25 protein-coding genes are annotated in these 24,639 nt (G+C 61.4%); 9 read left to right on the forward strand and 16 right to left on the reverse strand.

Annotated features, from left to right (window positions below):
- Positions 1 to 7: 7 nt before the first annotated feature.
- Together CE636_RS09480 and CE636_RS09485 are read right to left on the reverse strand one after the other, a co-directional pair.
- Positions 8 to 955, reverse strand: a complete 948-nt coding sequence (locus CE636_RS09480; RefSeq protein WP_004205666.1) for a hydroxyacid dehydrogenase — start codon at positions 953 to 955, stop codon at positions 8 to 10.
- Positions 952 to 1,647, reverse strand: coding sequence for a diguanylate cyclase (locus CE636_RS09485; RefSeq protein ID WP_017899644.1), 696 nt, complete (start codon positions 1,645 to 1,647; stop codon positions 952 to 954). The genes CE636_RS09480 and CE636_RS09485 overlap by 4 nt, the downstream gene beginning before the upstream one ends.
- Positions 1,648 to 1,813: 166 nt before the next feature.
- On the opposite strand from CE636_RS09485, the gene CE636_RS09490 reads away from it, so the two are divergent.
- Positions 1,814 to 2,530, forward strand: a complete 717-nt coding sequence (locus CE636_RS09490) for an IclR family transcriptional regulator (RefSeq protein WP_017899643.1) — start codon at positions 1,814 to 1,816, stop codon at positions 2,528 to 2,530.
- A 39-nt stretch (positions 2,531 to 2,569) separates the two neighbouring features.
- Here CE636_RS09490 and CE636_RS09495 read toward each other — a convergent pair whose 3' ends face one another.
- The 5 genes from CE636_RS09495 to CE636_RS09515 all read right to left on the reverse strand — a co-directional run bounded on the left by CE636_RS09495 (position 2,570) and on the right by CE636_RS09515 (position 9,347).
- Complete coding sequence (locus tag CE636_RS09495; protein ID WP_017899642.1) at positions 2,570 to 3,904, reverse strand: MFS transporter; 1,335 nt, start codon at positions 3,902 to 3,904, stop codon at positions 2,570 to 2,572.
- A gap of 513 nt (positions 3,905 to 4,417) precedes the next feature.
- Positions 4,418 to 5,431, reverse strand: coding sequence for a HoxN/HupN/NixA family nickel/cobalt transporter (locus CE636_RS09500; RefSeq protein WP_017899641.1), 1,014 nt, complete (start codon positions 5,429 to 5,431; stop codon positions 4,418 to 4,420).
- Positions 5,428 to 7,662, reverse strand: coding sequence for a carbamoyltransferase HypF (hypF, locus tag CE636_RS09505; protein WP_017899640.1), 2,235 nt, complete (start codon positions 7,660 to 7,662; stop codon positions 5,428 to 5,430). Before hypF ends, CE636_RS09500 begins: the two co-directional genes overlap by 4 nt.
- A gap of 8 nt (positions 7,663 to 7,670) precedes the next feature.
- Positions 7,671 to 8,198 (reverse strand): electron transport protein HydN, encoded by a 528-nt coding sequence (gene hydN / locus CE636_RS09510; protein ID WP_004205658.1) that lies wholly within the window; start codon positions 8,196 to 8,198, stop codon positions 7,671 to 7,673.
- A gap of 135 nt (positions 8,199 to 8,333) precedes the next feature.
- The gene (locus CE636_RS09515; protein WP_017899639.1) at positions 8,334 to 9,347 is read right to left on the reverse strand and encodes a LacI family DNA-binding transcriptional regulator; all 1,014 of its coding nucleotides are present in this window, start codon (positions 9,345 to 9,347) and stop codon (positions 8,334 to 8,336) included.
- A 248-nt stretch (positions 9,348 to 9,595) separates the two neighbouring features.
- On the opposite strand from CE636_RS09515, the gene ascF reads away from it, so the two are divergent.
- The 3 genes from ascF to CE636_RS09535 all read left to right on the forward strand — a co-directional run bounded on the left by ascF (position 9,596) and on the right by CE636_RS09535 (position 12,964).
- Positions 9,596 to 11,038, forward strand: a complete 1,443-nt coding sequence (gene ascF / locus CE636_RS09525; RefSeq protein ID WP_017899638.1) for a PTS cellobiose/arbutin/salicin transporter subunit IIBC — start codon at positions 9,596 to 9,598, stop codon at positions 11,036 to 11,038.
- 26 nt (positions 11,039 to 11,064) lie between these two features.
- The gene (locus CE636_RS09530; protein WP_017899637.1) at positions 11,065 to 12,489 is read left to right on the forward strand and encodes a 6-phospho-beta-glucosidase; all 1,425 of its coding nucleotides are present in this window, start codon (positions 11,065 to 11,067) and stop codon (positions 12,487 to 12,489) included.
- A 181-nt stretch (positions 12,490 to 12,670) separates the two neighbouring features.
- On the forward strand, positions 12,671 to 12,964 hold the full coding sequence (locus CE636_RS09535; protein ID WP_004205653.1) for a SymE family type I addiction module toxin: 294 nt from the start codon (positions 12,671 to 12,673) through the stop codon (positions 12,962 to 12,964).
- An 11-nt stretch (positions 12,965 to 12,975) separates the two neighbouring features.
- Here the strand turns inward: CE636_RS09535 and hycI are convergent, their stop codons facing one another.
- From hycI to hycA, 9 genes are all read right to left on the reverse strand, one after another.
- Positions 12,976 to 13,446: a hydrogenase maturation peptidase HycI gene (hycI, locus tag CE636_RS09540; protein WP_017899636.1), complete on the reverse strand. Its 471-nt coding sequence runs from the start codon at positions 13,444 to 13,446 to the stop codon at positions 12,976 to 12,978.
- On the reverse strand, positions 13,439 to 13,849 hold the full coding sequence (locus tag CE636_RS09545) for a formate hydrogenlyase maturation HycH family protein (protein ID WP_016161698.1): 411 nt from the start codon (positions 13,847 to 13,849) through the stop codon (positions 13,439 to 13,441). Before CE636_RS09545 ends, hycI begins: the two co-directional genes overlap by 8 nt.
- Entirely contained in the window at positions 13,846 to 14,613 is a 768-nt protein-coding gene (locus tag CE636_RS09550; RefSeq protein WP_017899635.1) for an NADH-quinone oxidoreductase subunit B family protein, read from the reverse strand. Before CE636_RS09550 ends, CE636_RS09545 begins: the two co-directional genes overlap by 4 nt.
- Positions 14,613 to 15,155, reverse strand: a complete 543-nt coding sequence (locus tag CE636_RS09555; RefSeq protein WP_004205650.1) for a formate hydrogenlyase complex iron-sulfur subunit — start codon at positions 15,153 to 15,155, stop codon at positions 14,613 to 14,615. The genes CE636_RS09550 and CE636_RS09555 overlap by 1 nt, the downstream gene beginning before the upstream one ends.
- A 9-nt stretch (positions 15,156 to 15,164) precedes the next feature.
- Complete coding sequence (hycE, locus tag CE636_RS09560; protein WP_004205649.1) at positions 15,165 to 16,874, reverse strand: formate hydrogenlyase subunit HycE; 1,710 nt, start codon at positions 16,872 to 16,874, stop codon at positions 15,165 to 15,167.
- A 17-nt stretch (positions 16,875 to 16,891) separates the two neighbouring features.
- Positions 16,892 to 17,815 carry a respiratory chain complex I subunit 1 family protein gene (locus CE636_RS09565; RefSeq protein ID WP_004205648.1) on the reverse strand — a complete coding sequence of 308 codons (924 nt, stop codon included), beginning with the start codon at positions 17,813 to 17,815 and terminating at the stop codon, positions 16,892 to 16,894.
- 2 nt (positions 17,816 to 17,817) lie between these two features.
- Positions 17,818 to 19,644, reverse strand: coding sequence for a formate hydrogenlyase subunit 3 (hycC, locus tag CE636_RS09570; protein WP_004205647.1), 1,827 nt, complete (start codon positions 19,642 to 19,644; stop codon positions 17,818 to 17,820).
- A complete protein-coding gene (locus tag CE636_RS09575) occupies positions 19,641 to 20,249 on the reverse strand; it encodes a 4Fe-4S dicluster domain-containing protein (RefSeq protein WP_004205646.1) in 609 nt (202 codons plus the stop codon). The genes hycC and CE636_RS09575 overlap by 4 nt, the downstream gene beginning before the upstream one ends.
- 82 nt (positions 20,250 to 20,331) lie before the next feature.
- Entirely contained in the window at positions 20,332 to 20,781 is a 450-nt protein-coding gene (gene hycA / locus CE636_RS09585) for a formate hydrogenlyase regulator HycA (RefSeq protein ID WP_004205645.1), read from the reverse strand.
- A 210-nt stretch (positions 20,782 to 20,991) separates the two neighbouring features.
- Between hycA and hypA the strand changes: the two genes are divergently transcribed.
- The 5 genes from hypA to hypE are packed head-to-tail and all read left to right on the forward strand — an operon-like array spanning position 20,992 to position 24,603.
- Entirely contained in the window at positions 20,992 to 21,336 is a 345-nt protein-coding gene (gene hypA, locus CE636_RS09590; protein WP_004205644.1) for a hydrogenase maturation nickel metallochaperone HypA, read from the forward strand.
- 3 nt (positions 21,337 to 21,339) lie between these two features.
- A complete protein-coding gene (hypB, locus tag CE636_RS09595; RefSeq protein ID WP_017899634.1) occupies positions 21,340 to 22,212 on the forward strand; it encodes a hydrogenase nickel incorporation protein HypB in 873 nt (290 codons plus the stop codon).
- Positions 22,203 to 22,475: a HypC/HybG/HupF family hydrogenase formation chaperone gene (locus CE636_RS09600; protein ID WP_002914934.1), complete on the forward strand. Its 273-nt coding sequence runs from the start codon at positions 22,203 to 22,205 to the stop codon at positions 22,473 to 22,475. The genes hypB and CE636_RS09600 overlap by 10 nt, the downstream gene beginning before the upstream one ends.
- Positions 22,475 to 23,596, forward strand: coding sequence for a hydrogenase formation protein HypD (gene hypD / locus CE636_RS09605; RefSeq protein ID WP_017899633.1), 1,122 nt, complete (start codon positions 22,475 to 22,477; stop codon positions 23,594 to 23,596). The genes CE636_RS09600 and hypD overlap by 1 nt, the downstream gene beginning before the upstream one ends.
- Positions 23,593 to 24,603 (forward strand): hydrogenase expression/formation protein HypE, encoded by a 1,011-nt coding sequence (gene hypE, locus CE636_RS09610; RefSeq protein ID WP_017899632.1) that lies wholly within the window; start codon positions 23,593 to 23,595, stop codon positions 24,601 to 24,603. The genes hypD and hypE overlap by 4 nt, the downstream gene beginning before the upstream one ends.
- Positions 24,604 to 24,639: the final 36 nt, after the last annotated feature.

Below are 24,639 nucleotides of genomic sequence, written 5' to 3' on the forward strand. Positions count from 1 at the left end.
TTAACACTTAATACGTTGTTTCTGTCTGAGCCAACTCCTGCAGCACCTGCAGAATGTTGGCCGCGGCGGCGGTCCCCATTTTCACGTAAGAGGCATCGCTAACGCCGCCCACATGCGGAGAGAGAATGACATTATCGATCGCCTGCCAGATATGCGGCGTGGTTAATGGTTCACTATTAAAGCTGTCAAGCGCCGCCCAGCGCAAGGTCCCCGCTTTTAATGCCGCGGCCAGCGCCGCATCGTCAATCAACCCGCCGCGCGCGGTATTCACGAGGATGGCGCCCGGCTTACACTGCGCCAGCGTGGCGGCATTGATCATTCCCCTGTTTTGTTGCGTCAAAGGGCAATGAAGCGACAGCACATCGGCCTGCATGAGCAGCTCGCTAAGTTCAGCAACACGTTCACATTCCGGCGGAACCGCTTTCGCATAGGGATCGTAAGCCAGAACCTTCATGCCAAAGGCACAGGCAATCTTCGCCACCCGGCTGCCAATGGCGCCGAGGCCGATGAGTCCCAGCGTTCTGCCCTCAAGCTCAAGCGATTTATGCGTTGATTTATCCCAGTGCCCTTCGCGCAGGCGGCGATCAAGCGGAATGACCGACTTAGCACAGGCCAGAATTAACGCCCAGGTGTGTTCGGAAACCGCGGCGGCATTCGCCCCGGTCGCCGCGCGAACCAGAATGCCGCGCGCGGCAGCCGCCTCAACGTCAATGACATCGATGCCGCTGCCATGTTTGGCAATCACCTTCAATGCCGGGGCGGCATCCATAACGGCGGCAGTGATGTGGCCATAGCGCACCAGGATGGCGACGGGATTGTGCTGCTGGCACAGCGCGATCAGCTGGGCCTCTGTAGGCTGGCGGCCGGCAAAGACAAGTTCGTAATCTTCCAGCATCCCCAGCGCCGCGTCAGCCAAATCGCTGCCGGTAATCAGTATGACATTTTTAGCGCTCATGGCAGTGTCTCCCCTTCGCTCAGCATCCCCGCCTGACGCAGAGCGCTCTCCAGCCAGTGCGGACGAAGGTCGCCGTCGCGGATAGCAACCAGACGTTTTGATTCCATTTCCAGTTTACCTTTCGCCAGCTCGATGATAGTGCGGACTTCATCGCGCGGGATAACAACCACGCCGTCAATATCCCCTACCACTAAGTCACCTGCCTGCACCGCGGCGCCACCGACCGAAATGGCATGATTGACCCGGCCAGGAATGAACTTGGTGGGGCCGCACGGATTCAGGCCGGCTGCGAAAACCGGAAAGCGTTGTTTACTTAAGGTTTCCGCATCACGAACAGCGCCATCGATGACGATCCCGGCGATACCGCTGGCCTGCGCCTGCGTTGCCATGATCTCTCCCAGCAGCGCGCAGGAGAGATCGCCCTTCCCGTCGATGACCAGCACGTCGCCAGGTTTGGCGACGGCCATTGCGGCGTGAATAGCCAGATTATCCCCTGGGCGTACCTCTACGGTAATCGCCGGCCCGGCAACCGTCATATGCGGCGCCAGCGGCTTGATGCGGCCATGTAATGTGCCACGGCGTCCGGCTACGTCAGCCAGGATGGCGGCCTGAAATTCGGCAGCCTGACGGACCTCTTCCGCGTCAACACGCGCAATATCAAGATTGATGAGTTTCTGTTGTGAAGCAGACATGGTGACTCTCCATTTGTTTTACTAGGTACAACTTGTGTGTACTATATAAAACAACTATACGAGCATTGCGTCGCTTTTCGCCAGTGTTGCGAAGTTGTTTGTGATGTAAACACGAAGTTACTCACAAAATTCAGGTACAATTTTGGTCGGCAAAAAGGAGAACATGATGGGGAATGAAGGCGTAATTGCCGTTGAAAAGGCGCTGGCTTTACTTGACTGCTTCCGTCCCGGTAATGACAGTCTGACGTTAACCGAGCTGGCCCAGCTTTCGGGATATCACAAAACAACCGTTTATCGCCTGATGAATTCGCTTGAGCGAATGAACTACATCATCCGGCACGACGATGGCACCTATACGCTCGGCCACCGTTTGCTCTATCTCGGCAAGCTCTATGAGCAATCATTTGAACTTGCCAGAGTCGTACAGCCGGAATTGCAGGCGCTGTCGCAGGCCTCCAGCGAAAGCGCGAGCTGGTATGTGATTGAAGGTGGGCAACGCCTGTGCCTGTTCCGCGCCGAAGCCTCCCAGGGATTACGCCACAGCAACCTGCCCGGCAGCCAGTTCCCGCTGGATGGTTCCGCTATCAGCAAGGTTTTACGCCACTGGGGATTGGGTGAATCGTTGCCGGAAGACGAACCGACGCTGCCGTTCTATACCTCCGGCGCGCGCGACCCGCACACTGCGGCCTTCGCAATGCCTGTTTTTGGCGTCCACGATAAACTGATCGCGGCGCTGGCCCTGACCGGGCCGGCATCGCGTCTGACGGAAGATCGTAAAACGAGCGGCATCAGCCAGCTCATGCAGGAGACGGCCAACCGCCTGTCGCTCAAGCTAGGGGCCAGCAAGCCTTTCTGCGAAACGTTTTACGGTGTGAAAGAGTAAGCTTTGCTGAGAAGGCGGGAAAAATCCCGCCTTTGCTTATTAATGGGTCACCTGTTTTTCCTGCCTGGCAGACTGCGAGTAACGGCGCCCCATCGCCAGCACCGCAATGCCGCCTGCCAGACACAAGACGGCCAGCGGCAGCATCGCCAGCGTATAGCTTCCTGTCCGTTCGCTAATAATGCCATAGGCATTCACCATCACCGCGCCGCCAATCAGGTTGGCGATCGCGCCGATGGCCGCCAGCCCGGCGGCAGCTGACGTGCTGCTCATCCAGCCCGATGCCAGCGCCCAGAAGGGGCCCTTCGCCGCATATGCGCCAATCAGTATGGTACTGAGGATCATAATGGTGGCCGGCAGCGATAGATTGATAAATGCCGCGAACACGCCAGCCGCAATCATAAAGAGGGCAAGGGCCGTGTGCCAGCGGCGTTCATTATTCCGGTCCGAACTGCGTCCCCATACAATCATCAGCACCGAGGCCAGGCCATAGGGGATGGCATTCAGCAGCCCGGTGGTCAGGTTATCAAGATGGAACGACTTCAGCAGCTGTGGAGACCAGACGCTTAGCGTGGTGCCGGCAGAAGAAGCGCCAGCGTAAATCAGCGCCATAAGCCAGATCTGGCGATGCTTCAACAGTTGCCATGTCGTGGTGTGGCCGATCTGTGTCTGCTGTTGCCGCTCCGCCTGAAGGGTGTTTTCCAGCCACGTTTTTTGCCGCTCGGTTAACCAGCCGGCCTGGTGAGGGCGGTCGCGCAGAATAAAAAACGCGGCTATTCCCAGCAGTACCGCCGGCAGCCCTTCAATAATGAATAACAGATGCCAGCCACGCAGCCCTAACCAGCCATCCAGGGTCAGGATCAACCCTGAAAGCGGTGAACCGATAAAGTTAGCCAGCGGAATGGCCACCATAAAAGAGGCAATGATACGCGCACGGTAGCGCGACGGGATCCACCAGGTAAGATAAAGCACCACGCCCGGAAAGAAGCCCGCTTCGGCGGCGCCCAGCAAAAAACGGACGATATACAGTGAGGTCGTATTTTGCACCAGCGCCATACACATCGATACCACTCCCCAGCTGATCATAATGCGCGGCAGCCACAAGCGTGCGCCCACCTTCTGCATCGCCAGATTGCTGGGTACTTCAAAAATAAAGTAGGCCACAAAATACAAACTGCTGGCGAAGCCAAAAGCCGCCTTACTTAGCCCCAGATCTTCATTCATCTGCAGCGCCGCCATGCCTATATTGCCCCGGTCAATAATCGACACCAGGTAGCTCACCACCAGGAAAGGCAGGATGCGCCAGATAACCCGTCGCATGGTTTCTTTTTCCAGCGCGTCGTTATCGGTCGCGCGGTTCGGTAATTGATCGGTCATGGTTTCCTCGCAGGGTTTCATTATGTTTATCAGGAAAACGATGTAGAGATGCAATAAGTGACTTCAGCCTGATGCGTCCGTTTTGCCGCGCCCGAAGATCAGGATGGGCGGCTCGGGTTGCCATGGCGCTTCACGCTGTAACGCCAGCCACACGTTCTGACCGCAAGGTACGGTGCGCTAACGATCGCCATGAACACCTCACTCATTGTTGTACAATGTACAACCAAGTTTTATTTCACAAAACTACTATAACGAGGCTGCCGTGTTTTTATCCAGTTAACAACTGGTTTAAATTATGTAAATAAGAGGTAAATCACAGATGTTTCAGGTCGTTTAAACGGGGGGAGCGTTGAGATTTAATTAAAAAGTATAATTTTTCAATGAGTTAAATAAGTGAGCTGATTAACGTAGAGCGATGGTTCGTGACGACCGGTGGGAACCTGCGCAGAGAAGCGCCGCCAGAGAGTGATGATCGCCCGGCTTAGCGCAGCGCAAGCCGGGAAAATGCTGAACCTAACGCGCCAGATTATCGTAGCCGCGCCAGCGATAATTGAGCACCGACAGCGCCCAACAGGCGACAAACAGCCCGACCACCACAAACCCGGCGTCGCCGAGGTTGTCGTTTAACGCCCCTACCCAGCGCCATATTCCGCCGCTGAGCGCAAACTTATCCATCAGCAGACCCAGCGCTTCCAGGCCGCCGATAAACAGCGCCACCACCACCGAAGTGCCGGTGATGGTCATGTTGTAGTAAAGCTTGCGCTGCGGCTTGCTGAACGCCCAGCCGTAGGCGCCGACCATCAGCACGTTATCGAGGGTGTCCACCAGCGCCATGCCGCTGGCGAACAGCGCCGGGAAGACCATAATCGACCAGACGGAAATCCCGCTCGACGCGCCGGCGGCGGAGATGCCCAGCACGCCGATTTCGGTGGCGGTATCAAACCCGAGGCCGAACAGGAAACCGACCAGGTACATCTGCCAGCTACGGCTGACCAGACGAAAGGTTTTGCCAAACAGCCAGCTCATCACCCCGCCGCCGCTGACGATCTCGTCGCTCAACGGCTCACCCCGCTTCCACGCCCGAAAGCTACGCCAGACGCTGCGCAATATCACCAGGTTGATAAAGGCCATCGCCAGCAGAAACAGCGCCGACACAGCGGTGCCGATGACGCTACCGGTGTCGTGCAGCCAGTTCATCTGCGCGCTGAAGGCCGTGGCGGTAGCGGCAATCGCTGCCGAGGCCAGCACCACAATCGACGAGTGGCCCAGCGAGAACCAGGCCCCGACGGCGAAGGGCCGCCGCCCCTGCTGCATCATCTTGCGGGTGACGTTATCAATCGCCGCGATATGATCGGCGTCCACTGCGTGGCGCAGGCCGTAGCCCCAGGCCAGCAGGCTGGCGGCCATTAGCGCGCCGCTGTCGCCAAAGGCCTGCAGCGCCCAGCACCAGGCCAGTAAGTTCGCCGCGATCAACCCCAACACCAGGCCCGCGGCGCGCGGCTGCTGGCGTAAAACTGTCATTATCATTGTTGTGTTCCTTGAGCCTGAACGCGAGCGGCGGCGATCACCGCCTGACCATAGGCGATTGCGCCGTCGCCGGCCGGCAACTGCTGCGCAAACAGCAGAGTAAAATCCGCCAGATAAAAGGTCAATCGCGCCGCCAGCAGACGGTTATGCAGCACCCCACCGCTGCAGACAATCGTGTCGATGCCGCGGGCAGTCGCACAGTCGCGGGCCATCGCCGCCAGTCCGCAGGCCAGGGCGTCATGAAATGCCCAGGCTTTTTGCGCCGGGCTCGCCTGCCAGCGCAGCCACTGCCGCCAGAAGGTGGCCAGGTCCAGCGAATTGCCGCGCCACGGCAGCGTGACCGGATGGCTGACGCCGGGGCAGCTGGCGGCCAGCGCCTCCAGCCGACAGGCCGCCTCCCCCTCATAGCTCAGGCTCTCCGGGGCGCAGTCCAGCGCGCAGGCGACGGCATCAAACAGCCGTCCGCAGGACGAGGCGCGCGGCGCGTTAATACCGCGGTCGATGGCCTGCGCCAGCAGCGGCCAGTTGCGCTGGCGCAGCGTACCGGTCTGCGGGTAATCCTGCCAGTCAGGGACAAAAGCCAGGCACTGAGCCAGCAGATTACGCCACGGCTGACGCGCCGCCAGGTCGCCGCCCGGCAGGGCGACAGCCGGCAGCCCGCCGAGATGTTCGCACTGGCGATAGTTAACCCGCAGGCACTCCCCTCCCCATAGCGCGCCGTTCTCCCCCATGCCGATTCCGTCGAGGATCAGGGCGATAACGTCTCCGCCGTCGAGCGGCCAGCGGTGCTCTGCCAGGCACGCCGCGGCGTGAGCATGGTGATGCAGCACGGTCTCCACCGGCAGCGGCAGAGCCGCTCCCCACTGCGTCGATCGATAGCCAGGATGGGCGTCAACCACCACCCGCTGCGGCGCAAAGGCGAAGATGTTCTGCATCAGCTGCAGCGCGCTGCGCCACTGCTGCTCGACGCCCTCCTCGCCAAGATCGCCGAAGTGCTGGCTGAGAACCGCTTCGCCCCCGCGCGCCAGGCAGAAGGTGTTTTTCATGTCCGCGCCCAGCGCCAGCAGCGGCGGCACCTTGTCCAGACCCGGCGGCAGCGGCAGCGCATCCGGGACATAGCCCCGGGCGCGGCGCAGCATTTCTCCGCTCGAGCGCACCAGAGAATCATCCAGCCGCTGCACGATGTCGCGGTTATGGAGCAAAAAGCCGTCGGCGATGTCGGCTAAGTCGTTGAGTGCTTCAGTATTACTTAACGCCGGCGGGCGGCCGCTAAGGTTGCCGGAGGTCATCACGATAGGGCGCGCCAGCGCCTGCAGAAGCAAATGCTGCAGCGGATTAGACGGCAGCATCACCCCAACTTCCGCAAGCCCTGGCGCAATCTCGTCGCACAGGCCGGAGACCTGCGCTTTGCTAATCAGTACGATGGGCGCCGCCGGGGAGTCCATCAGCGCCACGGCGTCGGCAGGTAACCCCGCCGCAGAGGGCAGCATCACCGCCAGCGGTTTCGCCGGACGGTGTTTCCTCGCCCGCAGCGTGGCAACAGCAGCGGGGTTGCCGGCGTCGCAGGCCAGATGAAAGCCGCCGACGCCTTTTATCGCCACGATGTCGCCCGCCGCCAGCCGGGCGATAGCCGCCTGCAGCGCCGCCTCGCCGCGCCGCACTTCACCCTGGGCCCGCCACTCCAGCCGCGGCCCGCAGTCGGGGCAGGCCACCGGCTGGGCGTGAAAGCGGCGATCGGCGGGATCGCGGTATTCCGCCTCGCAGGGCGGACAGAGCGGAAACGGCGCCATCGCGGTAAAAGGCCGGTCGTAAGGCATGGCACGAATGATGGTCAACCGCGGCCCGCAGTGGGTGCAGTTGATAAAGGGGTAGCGATAGCGGCGCGCCCGGGGATCATTCATCTCCGCGAGGCACGCCGGGCAGGTCGCGGCATCGGGCACGATCTGGGTGCGCATCCGCCCCGCCCCGCTCTCGCGGATGGTGAAGCCCTGCGGCGGAGCCGCCCAGCAATAAGGGGCGCAGTCGGCGCTGTCGACTCGCGCCAGCGGCGGGCAGTGGGCAGCGAGGGCGGCAGTAAAACCGTCATCGCCTCCGGCCAGCCGCACCAGAACGCCCTCGCCGTCGTTACAGACATCGCCGCAGCGAGCCTGCCTCTGAGCCAGCTGCCAGACAAAGGGGCGGAACCCCACCCCCTGCACCTTACCGCGAATGCGGATTTGCACCCCGTTCATGCCAAAGGTTACCAGGCCAGCGCCGTGCGGCGACGTTTCTCTTGGTTCATCTGCTCCAGCTTGTTGCGGTCTACGCAGACCAGGGCGTGCGTCGGGCAGACCTCCATGCAGGCCGGGCCGCTGTCGCGGTGGAAGCAGAGATCGCACTTGTTGGCTTCGGCTTTTTCCGCCACGACGTTCAGTCCGGCGCCGCTATGGCGGATCACCGGCCGCACCACTACCTCCATCGCCCCGTACGGGCAGGCGACGACACAGGTTTTGCAGCCGATGCAGCGCTCCTGCATCACGTGAACAAAGCCTTTATCGCGACTGATAGCGCCGTTCGGGCAGACGTTGGCGCAGGGGGCGTCCTCACACTGACGGCAGGCGGTGGCCGTGGAGACATTGACCCCTTTTATCACATGAATACGCGGCTGAAAGGTGTGCGGCGTCAGGGAGGCGCAGTCCTGATGTTCCTGATGGGACACCACGCAGGCCACTTCGCAAGTGCGACAGCCGATGCATTTGCTCGCATCGGCGATAATGAAACGGTTCATCCATTTCTCCAGCAGTAAGAGGGTTAGGCGCCGGAGTATGCATAATACGTTCCAATTCTTATATTATTGATAATAAATAGATTTTAATCGGTGATGCGCTGTCATCGTCAGTAGTGACGATGACAGCTGACGACGTCAGGCGCAGGGACCCGCCACCAGCGACTCACGCTCGATCAGCGCCCCTGGGAAGCTCTGCTGAACATTGAATTCCCCGCCATCGAGCATAAATATCAGGCGATTAATGCTCTCTTTAATCATCTCCGTCACCGGCACCCGGACGCTGGCGAGCGACGGCACCATGTACGGCGCCAGCACAATATCGTCAAACCCCACCACCGAGACCTGCTCCGGCACCTTAATGCCCAGCTGGTGAAGCTGCTTCATCGCCCCGATGGCCATATCGTCATTGCTTGCCACCAGCGCGCTGTAGGTCACCCCGCGCTGACGCAGGCTCTCCACTGCCGCCGCGCCGGTTTCCGGCGTCCAGCGCCCTTCGGCGATGAGCGCCTCGTTCAGGGTAATGCCGTGGCCAGCCAGCGCGTCTTTGTAGCCGGCAAGACGCTCAACGCCGGTGGGCGAGTCAAGGGAGCCGGTAATAAAAGCGATATCGCGGTGGCCCAGGGCAATCAGCCGCTCCACCACCCGCATCGCCGACGCTTTTTGATCGGACCAGACGCAGTGGCTGGCGTGGCGGCGCAGGCGGCGGTTAAGCACCATGATCGGCTGCGAGTGGTTCTCAACGATCTCATCCATCTCGTCGACAGTGAGAAAACGCGGGTAGATGATGATCGCATCGCAGCGCAGATCCAGCAGGTACTGGATCGCCTCCCGCTCCTCTTGCGCGCTGTGCTTGCCATCCGCGAGGATCAGCTGCCGCCCCTTGTCCTCGGTCATCCGCGCCACCTGATACAGCAGCTCGCTGAAATAGACGCCGTGGTACAGGGTATTGGTCACCACCAGGCCGAGGGTTTGCGTGGTTTTGGTCGCCAGGTTGCGCGCCAGCAGATTCGGTCGGTAGCCGCTCTCCGCCACCGCCTTAAACACCCGGTCTTTGGTCTCCTGGCTGACATAGCCGTTGCCCGACAGCACCCGCGACACGGTCGCCTTCGATACCCCCGCGCGCTTAGCGACCTCCAGCATCGTTGCCATGTGATTCTTCCTGTTGCAAAAGTTGCAGGCAGTGTACTGCACGTTTCCCGCTTTTACAGCACTCCCCTGCTCACCGCGACGATTAGCGATCAAAATCACAAAACTGAGATCATATTTTTTTATTTCTTGTGCAATCAAATGAAACTCACCATGATTTTGTGGAACCGGTTTCCTATAAAGCATGGTATCGCCCGGCGATGCGGCGCGGTAACAGATCAGTACCCTATTGATAAACAGGATAAAATCCGATGTCGAAAAATTATGCAGCCCTGGCGCAACAGATAGTCGCGGCATTAGGCGGAGTCGATAACGTCGTCGCCGTGACCCACTGCATGACTCGTCTGCGTTTCGTGGTCAAAGACAACGAACAGGTCGATAGCCCTACACTGAAAGGCCTTACCGGGGTGCTCGGCGTCGTGCGCAGCGATAACCAGTGCCAGGTGATCATCGGCAACACGGTCTCACAGGCCTATCGCGAGGTGGTGAATCTGCTGCCCGGCGACCTGCGCCCGGTCGAGCCGCAGGGCAAAGCGCCGGTCACCCTGAAACGCATCGGCGCCGGGATCCTTGACGCGCTGATCGGCACCATGTCGCCGCTGATCCCGGCGATTATCGGCGGATCGATGGTCAAGTTGCTGGCGATGATCCTTGAGATGAGCGGCGCGTTGCCGAAAGGCTCGCCGACGCTGACCCTCCTGACGCTTATCGGCGACGGCGCATTTTTCTTCCTGCCGCTGATGGTGGCCGCCTCCGCGGCGGTGAAATTCAAAACCAATATGTCGCTGGCCATCGCTATCGCCGGGGTGCTGGTGCATCCCGGGTTTATCGAATTAATGGCCAAAGCCGCTCAGGGCGAACACGTTGAATTTGCCTTTATCCCGGTGACCGCGGTGAAATACACCTACACGGTGATCCCGGCGCTGGTGATGACCTGGTGCCTGTCGTATATCGAACGCTGGGTGGATCGCATTACCCCGGCGGTGACGAAAAACTTCCTTAAGCCGATGCTGATCGTGCTGATCGCCGCCCCGCTGGCGATCCTGCTGATTGGCCCGCTCGGCATCTGGATCGGCAGCGCCATTTCCGCGCTGGTCTATACGATCCACAGCTATCTCGGCTGGCTGTCGGTGGCGATCATGGGCGGCCTGTGGCCGCTGCTGGTGATGACCGGCATGCACCGGGTCTTTACGCCGACCATCATTCAGACCATCGCCGAAACCGGCAAAGAGGGCATGGTAATGCCGTCGGAGATCGGCGCTAACCTGTCGCTCGGCGGCTCTTCGCTGGCGGTGGCGTGGAAAACCAAAAACCCGGAACTGCGCCAGACGGCGCTGGCCGCCGCGGCATCGGCGATTCTGGCCGGGATTTCCGAACCGGCGCTGTACGGCGTGGCGGTGCGCCTGAAACGCCCGCTGATCGCCAGCTTGATCAGCGGCTTTATCTGCGGCGCGGTGGCGGGTATCGCCGGACTGGCCAGCCACTCGATGGCGGCGCCGGGGCTGTTCACCAGCGTGCAGTTTTTCGATCCAGCCAATCCAATGACCATCGTCTGGGTGTTTGGCGTGATGGCGCTGTCGGTAGTGCTGTCGTTTGCCCTGACGCTGATCCTCGGCTTTGAAGATATTCCCGTTGAACAGGCCGCCGCCGACGCCCGAGCGCGCCAGGCCCAGGCCCAGTCAACCCACGCCTGAACACATCATTGATAACGAGGTAACGCATGGCGAGTTTCCCACAGGGATTTTTATGGGGCGGCGCACTGGCCGCCAACCAGTCTGAAGGCGCATGGCGCGAAGGGGGGAAAGGGATGGCCACCGTGGATACCCTCCCCCACGGCGCCCACCGTCTGCCGGTAAAATTAGGCCTGGAGAAGCGCTTCACGCTTCGCGAAGACGAATTCTACCCCAGCCACGAGGCGATCGATTTCTACCACCGCTACAAGGAAGATATCGCCCTGATGGCGGAGATGGGGTTCAGCGTCTTTCGCACTTCCATCGCCTGGAGCCGCCTGTTCCCGCGCGGCGACGAGCAGCAGCCGAATCCGCAGGGCATCGCCTTCTATCGCTCGCTGTTCGAAGAGTGCAAAAAGCACGGTATCGAGCCGCTGGTCACGCTGTGCCATTTTGACGTGCCGATGCACCTGGTGATGGAGTACGGCTCCTGGCGCAACCGCAAAATGGTCGATTTCTTTAGCCACTACGCCCGCACCTGCTTTGAAGCTTTTGACGGTCTGGTGAAATACTGGCTCACCTTCAATGAAATCAATATCATGCTGCACAGCCCCTACTCCGGCGCCGGTCTGGTGTTTGAAGCGGGAGAAAACCAGGAGCAGGTGAAGTACCAGGCCGCGCATCACGAGCTGGTGGCCAGCGCGCTGGCGACAAAAATCGCCCACGAGATAAACCCGCAAAATCAGGTCGGCTGCATGATGGCGGGCGGTAATTTCTACCCTTACTCCTGCAAGCCGGAAGATGTCTGGATGGCGCTGGAGAAGGACCGCGAAAATCTGTTCTTTATTGACGTCCAGGCGCGCGGCGCCTACCCGGTGTGGGCCGCGCGGGTGTTCCGGGAAAAGGGGGTCACCATTGCGAAGCAGCCGGGCGATGACGAGATCCTCAAAAACACCGTCGATTTCGTCTCCTTTAGCTACTACGCCTCACGCTGCGCCTCGGCGGAGATGAACGCCAGCAACACCAATGCCGCCAATATCGTCAAGTCGCTGAAGAACCCGCACATTCCGGCCAGCGAATGGGGCTGGGGCATCGACCCGCTGGGTCTGCGTATCACCATGAACATGATGTACGACCGCTATCAGAAGCCGCTGTTCCTGGTGGAAAACGGGCTCGGCGCCCGGGACGAGATCGACGCCAGGGGCGAGATCAATGACGACTATCGCATCAGTTACCTGCGCGAGCACATCAAGGCGATGCGCGACGCCATCGGCGACGGTATTCCGGTGTTGGGTTACACCAGCTGGGGCTGTATCGATCTGGTCTCGGCGTCAACCGGCGAGATGAGCAAACGCTACGGCTTTGTCTATGTCGATCGCGACGACGCTGGCAACGGCACGCTGGCGCGCAAGCGTAAAAAGTCGTTCTTCTGGTACCAGAAGGTGATAGCCAGCAACGGCGCCGACCTCGACTAAGCGCGTCTCCGGCGCTCGCCCGTCTCCCTGCGCTGACCGGGGGACGGGCGTCTGCTTTCTGTTGCATCCATTACATGTTTTTTTCTCGAGCCTGATTCCAGTTTCTGGTTTGCCTCCCGTTCACAACAACTGGTATTTTATCCAGTATATTTTCAGGGGTATCTTCAGCAAGGAGCAAATCATGAACGCACAGCAGCCCCCCGCAGCCAGAGGGATCGTCAGGGCCATTCGCCAGTTAACCGTGGGTTATGTCAGAAAACGCCATGAGAACCGCAAAACGCGGGAGACGCGGCGCTACACCCGCCACGCGGCCCTGAGCCTGAACGGCGACTGGCTGGAGCAGGCGGGATTTCCGGTCGGCACGCAGGTCAGAGTCTCGGTGTCGCCCGGTAAATTAGTGATAGAGAATCTTGAGCTGGCGCCGCCGGTAACGGGGCTCCCGGCAGGCCAGTCGCGCGCCGTCGGGGAGCCCTGATCGCCGCAGGGTTAATCGTCTGCGGCCTCCAGCCGGGCAAAGCCGCCGTGGCCCTGCCAGCCTGCCAGCTGCTGGTATACCCGGGCAACGGCCTCTTTCACCGGCTGGGTCATCGGATAATAAAAACCGACGATATCCGGCTGAATGCCGAGGAAGATCACCTCGCCGACGTCCTCTTTCAGCTGATCGACCAGATAGTTGAGCGGCATGTTATGGGTGGTCATCATAAACATCTCGGCGATGTCGTCGGGGTCGATGACGCGAATGTCGCCGGGGTTAAGGCCCATGTCGGTGGCATCGACGATCAGCAGCCGTTCGGGGCGTAATTCGCGGATCGCCACGATGTCGTTTTCCGGCGCGCTGCCGCCGTCGATGACCACCCACTGGCCGGCCGGGTTCGCCGCGCACATCTCCGCCAGCAGCGGGCCGGCGCCGTCGTCGCCCATCATGCTGTTGCCAACACAGAGTAAAACGTCAGTCACGTAATCTCCTCACCATCAGATAGATGGCGCTCTCCTGGTGAATATCATGCAGCATGCTGAGCATTGTTTTGCTCCACGCCTGCTGCTGCGGGGTCTGCGCGGACTGCGCTTTATCAAAGGCGTTGGCCAGCATTGCCACGTGGCTGCTGTCGATGACGATCTCGCCATACTTCGGCACCCCCTCCATTTTGCGCCGCGCGGCGCTGCCGGCCTCAAGGGTGGCGATCCACGCCAGATACGCCTCCCACGGGCAGCTCAGCGCCGCCTCAAGACAGTCGATAACGCCGAGGTGGTGGCCAATCGCCAGGCTGTAATAGACCACCTGCTGCGCCTGATCCGGCGTGGCGTCGTTCTCATCAATAAATTTACGGCTCAGCTGACTGAACACCACCGTCTCGCTCATCGGATACGCGCCCCCTCGACCACATGGTTGAGATGGGTGACGATCTCGGTCAGACGCGGATCTTTCTCCGCTTCCAGCCAGCGCAGCACCTGGCTGTCGCCCTGGCCGAGCAGACGCATATAGTCGTCGGCAATCTGCCGGCCATAGCGATAGCCCGCCAGACGCCGCGCTTCGCGGTCGATGCGCACCCGCAGGGGTTGCACCATATCGGCGTGCAGCAGCTCGGTCGGCTGTTCGTCAAGCTCGCCCGGCAGGCGGGCGTGAATTTTCTGCTCCAGCAGGCCGAGGGCCATGGCGAAGCCGTACAGGGTGGCGGCGGGCGTCGGCGGGCAGCCCGGAATATAGACATCGACCGGTACGATTTTATCGGTACCGCCCCAGACGCAGTACAGGTCGTGGAAGATGCCGCCGCTGTTGCCGCAGGCGCCGTAGGAGATACAGATCTTCGGATCCGGCGCCGACTGCCAGGCGCGCAGCGCCGGGGAGCGCATCGCGCGGGTCACCGCCCCGGTAAACAGCAGGATATCGGCATGGCGCGGCGAAGGCACAACCTTAATCCCGAAGCGTTCAGCGTCGAACAGCGGCGAAAGGGTGGCGAAGATTTCGATTTCGCAGCCGTTACAGCCGCCGCAGTCGACGCGATAAACGTAGGCGGAACGTTTGATTTTCTTCAGCAGCGAGGCCTTCATGCTGGCGATGGATTCATCCACCGTCATCGGCACCGGAATGCCGTTTTCATCGCGCGGGCCAAGTAAAGTGCTCATCAGCTGGCCTCCCTTATGTGGCGGGTCAGTTCAATACGATCGGACGGCACCAGACATTTCTGGCGCTTGCATTCCGGGCAGGTTTCGAAGCTTTCGCGGTGCAGCTCGGCGCGGGTATCGCCGTTATGCTTGAGCAGCGCGATGGCGTAGTCGATCTCCTTCTGCACCGCGAACGGCCGCTGGCACTCCCGGCAGTGGCAGATAGCGAAGCGCGACTGCTGAAGGAAATCCTCTTTCTTCCACACCGCCAGCTCATACTCCGGCGACAGCTTAATCGCCGCCGTCGGACAGACCTCTTCGCAGCGGCCGCAGAAGATGCAGCGCCCGAGGTTGAACTGCCACGCCAGCTGGTTAGTGGCCAGATCGGTCTCGACCGTCAGGGCGTTCGATGGGCAGGCATTCACGCAGGCCGCGCAGCCGATACACTGCTGCGGGTTATGCTCCGGCTTGCCGCGGAAGTTTTTATCTACCGGCATCGGCTCCAGCGGGTAGGCGTGCGTCGCGGTGCCGGTCTTAATGACTTTTTTAATAAAGGTAAACATGGCGATTCCTTATTTCAGCGGCGAGTTTTTACGCTCGATGCTATAGCGCTCCAGCTCTTTGTACGGCACCACTTTGCTCTTCTTCTTGCGTACATCGACTACGGTCATGCGGTCGGTACAGGAGTAGCACGGGTCGAGGCTGCCGATGATCAGCGGCGCATCGGAAACGGTGTTGCCGCGCAGCATGTAGCGCAGGGTCGGCCAGTTGGCGTAGGTCGCCGCCCGGCAGCGCCAGCGGTACAGTTTTTGGTTATCGCCGGTCATGCTCCAGTGGATATCGTCGCCGCGCGGCGCCTCGGAGAAGCCCAGCGCAAAGCGGTGCGGGATATAGGTGAACCCTTCCACCATCAGCGGACCGCCCGGCAGGTTATCGAGACCGTAATCAATCATGTTCAGCGCGGTATAAACCTCGTTGATCCGCACCTTGAGGCGGGATATCACGTCGCAGCCCTGCTCGCTGTGAACCTCCATCGGCAGCAGGCCGTAACCGACGAACGGATGGTCGGCGCGGGTGTCGCGGGCGTGGCCGCTGGCGCGCACCATCGGGCCAACGTTACTGAAGTCGCGGGCGATTTCCGGGTCCAGCCGGCCAATGCCGACGGTGCGCTGCTCCATGTTCGGGGTGCTGAGCAGCATATCCACCAGCTCCTGCACATCGCGACGCATCTGCTGCGCCAGCTGACGGGTCTGGATCATGTCCTCTTTCAGCAGGTCGCGGCGGATCCCGCCGATCAGGTTCAGACCGTAGGTTTTACGCGCGCCGGTGAGGATCTCCGCCATCTTCATCGAGGTTTCGCGCACGCGGAAGAACTGCATAAAGCCGGAGTCGAAGCCGGTGAAGTGGCAGGCCAGACCAAGGTTCAGGAGGTGCGAATGCAGGCGTTCCACCTCCAGCAGAATGGCGCGGATCATCTGCGCCCGCTCCGGCACCACGATGCCCATCGCATTCTCCACCGAGGTGGTATAAGCGGTACTGTGGGCGAAGCCGCAGATGCCGCACACGCGGTCAGACAAGAAAGTCACTTCGTTATAACCCATGCGGGTTTCCGCCAGTTTCTCCATGCCGCGGTGGACATAGAACAGACGGTAATCGGCATCGATAATGTTCTCACCGTCAACGAACAGGCGGAAGTGGCCGGGCTCATCGGAAGTGACGTGCAGCGGGCCGATCGGCACCACGTTGTTTTTCTTGCTGCCGAGCTCGTTGATGAACTCGTAGGTTTCGGCGTCGGTGGTCGGCGCCGGACGCTGGCGGTAGTCCATGCTGTCTTTACGCAGCGGATAGAGTTCGTCCGGCCAGTCGTCCGGCAGCACCAGCCGGCGTTCGTCCGGCAGGCCGACCGGCACCAGGCCGTACATGTCGCGTACTTCGCGCTCGCCCCACACCGCCGCCGGCACGCGCGGCGTCACCGACGGGTATTCCGGTTTGTTGGCGTCCACTTCCACGCGCACGGTGATCCAGCATTTGGTGCCCTGCTCCATCGACAGTACGTAATAGACCGCGTAGTGGCCGTTCAGCTTACGTTCATCGTTGCCGAACAGCACCGACAGCCAGCCGCCCTGCTGGTAGTAGAGAAACTCCACCACTTCCGGCAGGTAATTGACCTTCACGGTGATGGTTAACTGGTCTTTGGTCTGCCAGGCTTCGTCCAGCACCACGCCCGGAAAGGCCTGGTGCAGCGCCGCAAGATAGTGTTGACCGATTTTTTCTTCAGACATGCTCAAACTCTCTTAAATCACGCCACCAGCAAGGAGACGAAGGCTAAAAAGGCAAAACCAAACCCGGCCCAGGTGACGCGGGAGGTGGCACAAAAACGCAGACGCGCCATGCTGTTCTCGAACAGCGCGATGATCAGCACGCCCACCACCAGCTTGACGACGGCCACCACCAGCGCCAGCAGCAGGCCGCCGACGCTGAAGCTGGTCATCTGGCCCCACGGGAAAAAGACCCCGACAAACATCTGCAGCACCACCAGCTGTTTGAGACTGATGCCCCACTTCAGGATGCCAAAGCCGCTACCGCTGTACTCGGAAAGCGGCCCCTCCTGCAGCTCCTGCTCCGCTTCCGCCAGATCGAACGGCAGTTTGCCCATCTCGATAAAGGTGGCGAAGGCGCAGGCGCACAGCGCCAGAATCAAGGGAATGCTGCGCGCTGCCGGCCAGTGATAAAGGGTATCGGTAATGGTGCTGATGTGCGTCGAGCCGGCGACCTGTGCGGCGACCCACAGGCCCAGCAGCAGGATCGGCTCCACCAGCACGCCGAGCATCGCTTCGCGGCTGCTGCCCAGCGCGGTAAATGGGCTGCCGGTGTCCAGACCGGAAATCGCGAAGAAGAAACGGGCGATGGCGAACAGGTAGATCAGGGTGATGAGATCCCCAAGCACCGGCAGCGGAGAGTCCACCGTCACCACCGGCAAGGCGGTGGCGATGGTCAGCATCACGCCCACCATGACGTACGGCGTCAGGCGGAACACCCAGCCCGAGGCGTCGGGACCGACGCTCTGGCGGCCCAGCAGTTTCAGGATATCCCGATACTCCTGCAGCACGCCCGGACCGCGGCGGTTATGCAGCCGCGCGCGGGCGACGCGAACGATCCCGGATAACAGCGGCGCGACGGCAAACAGCGCCAGCGCCTGTAGCAATGCAATTAACAAACTCATTCTCAGGCTCCTCGCGAAATGACAATCACCACCAGCACCGCCAGCTCAACCAGCGCCATTCCGCGCAGCAGCGCCGGCGCCGAGGCCGATTGCCAGCCCGGTACCAGACGCACCGGATTCAGCCAGTGACGCAGCTTCAGCAGCGGCGCAAAGGCCTCTTTCACCGGCATGGCGAAACCGTGGGCAGTGACCACCATCGACTGTTCGTGATCGTAGCCGCAGACCCAGGCCGCGCCGCGCGAGCGCGCCGCCAGGCGATCGCCTTTAAAGAAGATCATCAGCAAGAACGGCAGCAGCGGGCAGGCGATAAGCAGCAGCGCGATCATCGGCTGCGACACCACGCTCGACACCTGGGCCTGCAGCGGGAAGGCACCGCTCACCAGCGGCAGCAGCCACGGCGCGGCGATGCCGCCAACGAGGCAGAAGACCGCCGCCATGACCACGCTCAGGGTCATCAGCCAGGGGGCGCAGGTGGCGTTTTCCGCCTCTTTGCTCCGCGGCGCGCCGAGGAAGGTGACGCCATAGACTTTGGCCATACACATCACCGCCAGCGCGCCGGTGATCGCCAGGCCGACCGCCAGCAGCGGCCCCAGCAGACGGCCAATAAACAGGTCGCTGGTGCTCATTTTGAAGAAGGACTGGTAGATAACCCACTCGCCGGCGAAGCCGTTCAGCGGTGGCAGGGCCGCCATCGCCATCAGCCCCACCAGCATGGCGAGGGAGATCAGCGGCATTTTTTTACCGATGCCGCCCAGCTTCTCGATATCGCGATGGCCGGTGCGGAACCACACCGCCCCGGCGCCGAGGAACAGCGTAGTTTTGAACAGGCTGTGGTTAATCAGGTGATACATGCCACCGATGAAACCCAGCACCATCAGCGTGCTGTTGCGGGTGGCCACGCCGGTGACGAAGGCGCCCAGCCCCAGCAGGATAATGCCGATGTTCTCCAGGGTGTGATAGGCCAGCAGGCGCTGAATGTTATGTTCCATCAACGCATACAGCCCGCCGATAAAGGCGGTGATCATCCCCAGCACCAGCAGCATCACGCCCCACCACAGCGGCGGCACGCCGCCGGCCAGCGAAACGGTTAACATGCCGTACAGACCGACCTTCATGACCACAGTGGAAAACAGCGCGGCGGCCGGCGCGCTGGCCCCGGCGTGCGCCTGCGGCGCCCAGCCGTGCAGCGGGATAGCCCCCGCCAGCAGGGCGAACCCCGCCAGCCCCGGCAGCCACAGCAGTGGGCTCTGCATCATATCCACCGCCTGAAGATTGATCTGCGCCAGCTCGAGGGTGCCGTAGGTCGACCACACCAGCCAGCAGGTCCAGGCCATCAGCAACGTGCCGAGACGACCCAGGGCAAACCACAGCTTGCCGGAGGCGGCGCAGCCGGTGAGAAACGCCGCGCAGAGCGCCATGATCTCCGCCATCACCACCAGCGAGCCGATATTGGTCACCACCACCGCACAGGTGGCGGCGGCCAGCAGCAGGTTGACCAGCAGGCCGTTGGCCTTCACCTGCGGGTGGCGATGCCAGCTAATGTTAAACAGCGACACCGGCAGCGCCGACAGGCCAATGGCCAGCAGCCACAAGGCATTCACGCCGCCCACCCGCATCGTCAGATGGAGAAACTGCAGCATGCCGCCGTGGATCCGATCCGGCATCAACAGCGCGGCGCCGCCGGCAACCACCAGCATGGCGCTGGCCACCGCGCCGCCGATCCCGGCAATGGCGCCGCTGAGCGGTTTACGCATGGCAAACACAAAGGCCAGCACGGCGCTGGCGGCGTACCATGTCACCGCCTGATTGACTAATCCAATTACACTCATTCCCTCTCCCCCTGTTGCGCCTGGAACAGCGACAAGTCGCCAAGGTCGGTATTAAAGGTCAGCTGGCGTTTACGCTTGCTGGCCAGGGCGATATCACGGCTATCCACCAGCATCAGCGCTTTGGTCGGACAGGTCCGCACGCAGGCCGGACCCTGGTCATCGAAGTGGCAGAGGTCGCATTTCACGGCAATGGCGCGCACCCCAGGCACCCAGTCGAGCAGCGAGCTGACGCGGGCCGGCGCCGGCGGCGCGGGGGGCGCCAGTCGGGTATTGGCATTGGCCGGAATATCCAGCGGGCGGCTGCCGGAAAACTCAATGGCGCCGAACGGACAGGCGATGCCGCACAGCTTGCAGCTTACGCACAGGCTCTCATTGAGCTGGACAGCGCCATCGACGCGCTGGATGGCGTTAACCGGACAGACAGCGGCGCAGGGGGCGTCTTCGCAGTGGTGGCACATCTGCGGTGCCGATTCTTTTTCATTACGCATCACCTGCAGCCGCGGCATCGCCTGCAGGCCATGTTGGCGATGCGTCTCAGAGCAGGCGGCTTCGCAGGTGCGGCAGCCGATACAGACAGTGGAGTCAGCAATTACAAAACGGTTCACCGGGTCATCCTCGGGTGAAAGTCACTTTTGACGAAATCAGGTTGCGCAGGTGTCATTTTCGACACATGTCGACACCTTGCGATCAGTGGGTCAGAGCCAGATGGCTTAAGTCCACCGGTTGGTCTTGCTCCATGGCGTCGTACAGACGGTCATAGACGGTGGCGATAATCGCCAGATAGTGCTCCAGCACCTGGTCGCGGGAGCGGTTGCTGATCCGCCCGTCCACCGTGCCATCCGCGGCGAGCGTGGCCTGAGCAATCAGATACTTATCACCGCCGCCTTTGTTTTCGACGTAGTATTCGATGGTGTGGCTGTTGAAGCCTTCCGCCAGGGCGACGAACACCTGAAAATGGCCGAACAGCACGAAGCACAGCTCTTTGTCCGGCGCGCAGCTCATCGCGTGATGCAGGCGGGCTTTCGACAGGGTGATCCCCTGAACCAGCGAGTTACAGTAGATATGCCACTGCTCCTGCTGCTGCCGGTGACGGTCGGCGATGTAATCCGCCTTTTCACTTATTTCCCAAATAGTCATATCGGTTTCTCCGTAGCATGAGATGCACCGTTTAAGCATTTTCCGTGCCACATTTTATTTATTTGATTTAATTATGTTTTTATATTTACCTCCTGCCGACGCGACATGTCGATGACAGCCCCGGCGCGTCGTCATCGACATTTCCCACCGCCATGAGTCTGTTCTGGCATCGTTATTGCATAAAAGGCGCATCGCGATACGGAGGCGACTATGCACGAAATTACCCTCAGCCAGCGGGCGCTGGAAATTATTGAACAACAGGCGCAGCAGGCCGGCGCGCGACGGGTGACCGGCGTGTGGCTTAAGGTCGGGGCATTTTCCTGCGTCGAAGCCAGCGCCCTGACCTTCTGCTTTGAGCTGGTCTGCCGCGGCACGCTGGCGGAGGGGTGTGAACTGCATATCGCCGAACAACAGGCTGAATGCTGGTGCGAACGCTGTCAGCAGTACGTCCATCTTGTCTCGCAGCACGTCCGCCGCTGCCCGCACTGCAATAACGACCAGCTACAGATCGTGGCGGATGACGGCTTACAGATTCAGCGTTTAGAATTGGAGTAAATTATGTGTACGACATGCGGCTGTGGCGAAGGCAACCTCTATATTGAAGGAGACGAACGAAACCCGCATTCCGCGTTCCGCAGCGCCCCCTTCGCGCCCGCCCCACGCCAGACGATGACCATCACCGGCGTCAAAACTGACCACTTCGCCCCCACCCGCACGACAGAGGGCGATCTGCATTACGGCCATGGCGAAGCGGGGACTCACGCCCCGGGCCAGAGCCAGCGGCGGATGCTGGAAGTGGAAATCGACGTGCTGGATAAAAACAACCGCCTGGCGGCGCGCAACCGCGCGCGCTTTGCGGCAAAGCAGCAGCTGGTGCTGAATCTGGTTTCCAGCCCCGGCTCCGGCAAAACCACCCTGCTCACCGAAACCCTCACCCGGCTGAAAGGGCGTGCCGACTGCGCGGTGATCGAAGGCGACCAGCAAACGGTCAATGACGCCGCCCGCATTCGCGCCACCGGCACTCCGGCGATCCAGGTCAACACCGGGAAAGGCTGCCATCTCGACGCCCAGATGATCGCCGACGCCGCCCCGCGCCTGCCGCTGGCTGACCACGGCATTCTGTTTATTGAAAACGTCGGCAACCTGGTCTGCCCGGCGAGCTTCGACCTCGGCGAACGCCATAAGGTGGCGGTGCTGTCGGTCACCGAAGGCGAAGACAAGCCGCTGAAGTATCCGCATATGTTCGCCGCCGCCAGCCTGATGCTGCTCAACAAGGTCGACCTGCTGCCGTATCTCAATTTCGACGTCGGTAAATGCCTGGCCTGCGCCCGCGAGGTCAATCCGCATATTGAAATTATCCTCCTCTCCGCCACCAGCGGCGAAGGCATGGACCAGTGGCTCACCTGGCTGGAGACGCAACGATGTGCATAGGCATTCCGGGACAAATTTGCGCCATCGACGGCGTGCTGGCGAAGGTGGAAGTCTGTGGCATTCAGCGCGACGTTGACCTGACGCTGGTGGGCGCCGTTGACGAGCAGGGTCAGCCGCGTCTCGGCCAGTGGGTGCTGGTGCACGTCGGGTTCGCCATGAGCGTGATCAATGAAGCCGAAGCGCGCGATACGCTCGAGGCGCTGCAAAATATGTTTGACGTGGAGCCGGACGTCGGCGCCCTGCTGTACGGCGAGGAGCGATAATGCGTTACGTTGACGAATACCGCGCCCCCGAGCAGGTCATGCAGCTGGTGGCCCATCTTCAGCAGCGTGCCCATCTGCTGCCGCACACCGCGCAGCGTCCGCTGCGCATTATGGAGGTCTGCGGCGGCCATACCCATGCCATATTTAAGTTCGGTCTCGACCAGCTGTTGCCGGAGAATATTGAATTTATTCATGGGCCCGGCTGCCCGGTATGCGTCCTGCCGATGGGGCGCATCGACGCCTGCATTGAGATTGCCAGCCGCCCGGGGGTGATCTTCTGTACCTTCGGCGACGCCATGCGCGTGCCGGGCAAAAACGGCTCACTGCTGCAGGCGAAAGCCAGCGGCGCCGATGTTCGCATCGTTTACTCGCCGATGGACGCCCTGCGGCTGGCGCAGCAAAACCCGCAGCGTGAGGTGGTCTTTTTCGGTCTCGGTTTCGAAACCACCATGCCCGCCACCGCCCTCACCCTGCGTCAGGCGCGGGAGCGCAACGTCGAAAACTTCTTCTTTTTCTGTCAGCACATCACCCTGCTGCCGACCCTGCGCAGTCTGCTGGATCAGCCGGACAACGGTATCGACGCCTTTCTCGCCCCCGGCCACGTCAGTATGGTGATCGGCACCGAAGCCTACGGCTTTATCGCCAGCGACTATCATCGCCCGTTAGTGGTCGCCGGTTTCGAACCGCTTGATCTACTGCAAGGCGCGGTGATGCTGGTTGAGCAGACAATAGCGCAGCGTAGCGAAGTGGAAAATCAGTACCGTCGCGTGGTGCCGGATGCCGGCAACCCGCTGGCGCAGGCGGCGATGGCCGACGTGTTTTGCCTTGATGGCGACAGCGAATGGCGCGGTCTGGGGGTCATCAGCGACTCCGGCGTGCGCCTCACGCCGGCCTATCAGCGCTTCGATGCCGAGGCCCATTTCCGCCCGGCGCCGCAGCGCGTGTGCGACGACCCGCGCGCCCGCTGCGGCGAGGTGTTGACCGGTCGCTGTAAACCGCACCAGTGCCCGCTCTTCGCCAGCACCTGCAATCCGCAAAGCGCCTTTGGCGCGCTGATGGTCTCCTCGGAAGGGGCCTGCGCCGCCTGGTATCAATATCGCAGTCAGGAATATGAAGCATGAAAAGCGTCCAGTTAGCCCACGGTAGCGGCGGTCAGGCAATGCAGCAGCTGATCGGCGACCTGTTTATGCAGGCTTTCGCCAACCCCTGGCTGGCGGAGCAGGAGGATCAGGCGCGCCTCGATCTGGCGGCGCTTGCCGCTCAGGGGGATCGCCTCGCCTTCTCCACCGACAGCTATGTAATTGACCCACTGTTCTTTCCCGGCGGCAATATCGGCAAGCTGGCCGTCTGCGGTACCGCCAACGACGTGGCGGTCAGCGGCGCCATCCCGCGCTATCTCTCCTGCGGGTTTATTCTCGAAGAGGGGCTGGAGATGACTACCCTGGAAGCGGTGGTCGCCAGCATGGCCGATACCGCTCGGGCGGCAGGGATCGCCATCGTCACCGGCGATACCAAAGTGGTGCCGCGCGGCGCGGCGGATAAGCTGTTTATCAACACCGCCGGCATCGGCGCCATCCCGGCGGACGTTCGCTGGGGGACGCAGCAGATCAGCGCCGGCGATGTGCTGCTGGTCAGCGGCACGCTGGGGGATCATGGCGCCACCATCCTTAATCTGCGTGAGCAGATGGGGCTCGACGGCGCGCTGTCCAGCGACTGCGCGATGCTGACGCCGCTGATCCAAACCCTGCGGCCGCTGCGCGGCGTAAAAGCCCTGCGCGACGCCACCCGCGGCGGCGTCAACGCCGTCGCCCATGAGTTCGCCGTCGCCAGCGGCTGCGGCATTGAACTGCACGAGGCGAAGCTGCCGGTCAACGACACCGTGCGCGGGGTCTGCGAGCTGCTCGGGCTGGACGCCCTGAACTTCGCCAATGAAGGCAAGCTGGTGATCGCCGTCGCCCGCGAAGAAGCGGAAAATGTGCTGACGCATCTACGGTCTCACGCCCTGGGATGCGAGGCGGCGATAATCGGCGAGGTGGTCGCCCGACCGGGCGTGCGTTCCGTCGGGCTGTACGGCGTGAAGCGGACGCTCGATCTTCCCCACGCCGAGCCGCTGCCGAGAATTTGTTAACGACGGCGTCGGGGCCCGGATAGCGGCTGGCGCCTT

It is taken from the genome of Klebsiella sp. LY (assembly GCF_004010915.1).
Taxonomy (GTDB): domain Bacteria; phylum Pseudomonadota; class Gammaproteobacteria; order Enterobacterales; family Enterobacteriaceae; genus Klebsiella; species Klebsiella quasipneumoniae.

Coding starts and splice junctions, on each gene's coding strand:
- CE636_RS09500 (WP_017899641.1), bottom strand. CDS start 5,431: ATGATAATGACAGTTTTACGCCAGCAGCCGCGCGCCGCGGGCCTGGTG.
- hydN (WP_004205658.1), bottom strand. CDS start 8,198: ATGAACCGTTTCATTATCGCCGATGCGAGCAAATGCATCGGCTGTCGC.
- hypD (WP_017899633.1), top strand. CDS start 22,475: ATGCGTTACGTTGACGAATACCGCGCCCCCGAGCAGGTCATGCAGCTG.
- CE636_RS09485 (WP_017899644.1), bottom strand. CDS start 1,647: ATGTCTGCTTCACAACAGAAACTCATCAATCTTGATATTGCGCGTGTT.
- CE636_RS09530 (WP_017899637.1), top strand. CDS start 11,065: ATGGCGAGTTTCCCACAGGGATTTTTATGGGGCGGCGCACTGGCCGCC.
- CE636_RS09555 (WP_004205650.1), bottom strand. CDS start 15,155: ATGTTTACCTTTATTAAAAAAGTCATTAAGACCGGCACCGCGACGCAC.
- hycE (WP_004205649.1), bottom strand. CDS start 16,874: ATGTCTGAAGAAAAAATCGGTCAACACTATCTTGCGGCGCTGCACCAG.
- CE636_RS09565 (WP_004205648.1), bottom strand. CDS start 17,815: ATGAGTTTGTTAATTGCATTGCTACAGGCGCTGGCGCTGTTTGCCGTC.
- hypE (WP_017899632.1), top strand. CDS start 23,593: ATGAAAAGCGTCCAGTTAGCCCACGGTAGCGGCGGTCAGGCAATGCAG.
- CE636_RS09495 (WP_017899642.1), bottom strand. CDS start 3,904: ATGACCGATCAATTACCGAACCGCGCGACCGATAACGACGCGCTGGAA.
- hypF (WP_017899640.1), bottom strand. CDS start 7,662: ATGAACGGGGTGCAAATCCGCATTCGCGGTAAGGTGCAGGGGGTGGGG.
- hypA (WP_004205644.1), top strand. CDS start 20,992: ATGCACGAAATTACCCTCAGCCAGCGGGCGCTGGAAATTATTGAACAA.
- CE636_RS09535 (WP_004205653.1), top strand. CDS start 12,671: ATGAACGCACAGCAGCCCCCCGCAGCCAGAGGGATCGTCAGGGCCATT.
- hycC (WP_004205647.1), bottom strand. CDS start 19,644: ATGAGTGTAATTGGATTAGTCAATCAGGCGGTGACATGGTACGCCGCC.
- CE636_RS09600 (WP_002914934.1), top strand. CDS start 22,203: ATGTGCATAGGCATTCCGGGACAAATTTGCGCCATCGACGGCGTGCTG.
- ascF (WP_017899638.1), top strand. CDS start 9,596: ATGTCGAAAAATTATGCAGCCCTGGCGCAACAGATAGTCGCGGCATTA.
- CE636_RS09480 (WP_004205666.1), bottom strand. CDS start 955: ATGAGCGCTAAAAATGTCATACTGATTACCGGCAGCGATTTGGCTGAC.
- CE636_RS09515 (WP_017899639.1), bottom strand. CDS start 9,347: ATGGCAACGATGCTGGAGGTCGCTAAGCGCGCGGGGGTATCGAAGGCG.
- hycA (WP_004205645.1), bottom strand. CDS start 20,781: ATGACTATTTGGGAAATAAGTGAAAAGGCGGATTACATCGCCGACCGT.
- CE636_RS09545 (WP_016161698.1), bottom strand. CDS start 13,849: ATGAGCGAGACGGTGGTGTTCAGTCAGCTGAGCCGTAAATTTATTGAT.
- CE636_RS09490 (WP_017899643.1), top strand. CDS start 1,814: ATGGGGAATGAAGGCGTAATTGCCGTTGAAAAGGCGCTGGCTTTACTT.
- hypB (WP_017899634.1), top strand. CDS start 21,340: ATGTGTACGACATGCGGCTGTGGCGAAGGCAACCTCTATATTGAAGGA.
- CE636_RS09550 (WP_017899635.1), bottom strand. CDS start 14,613: ATGAGCACTTTACTTGGCCCGCGCGATGAAAACGGCATTCCGGTGCCG.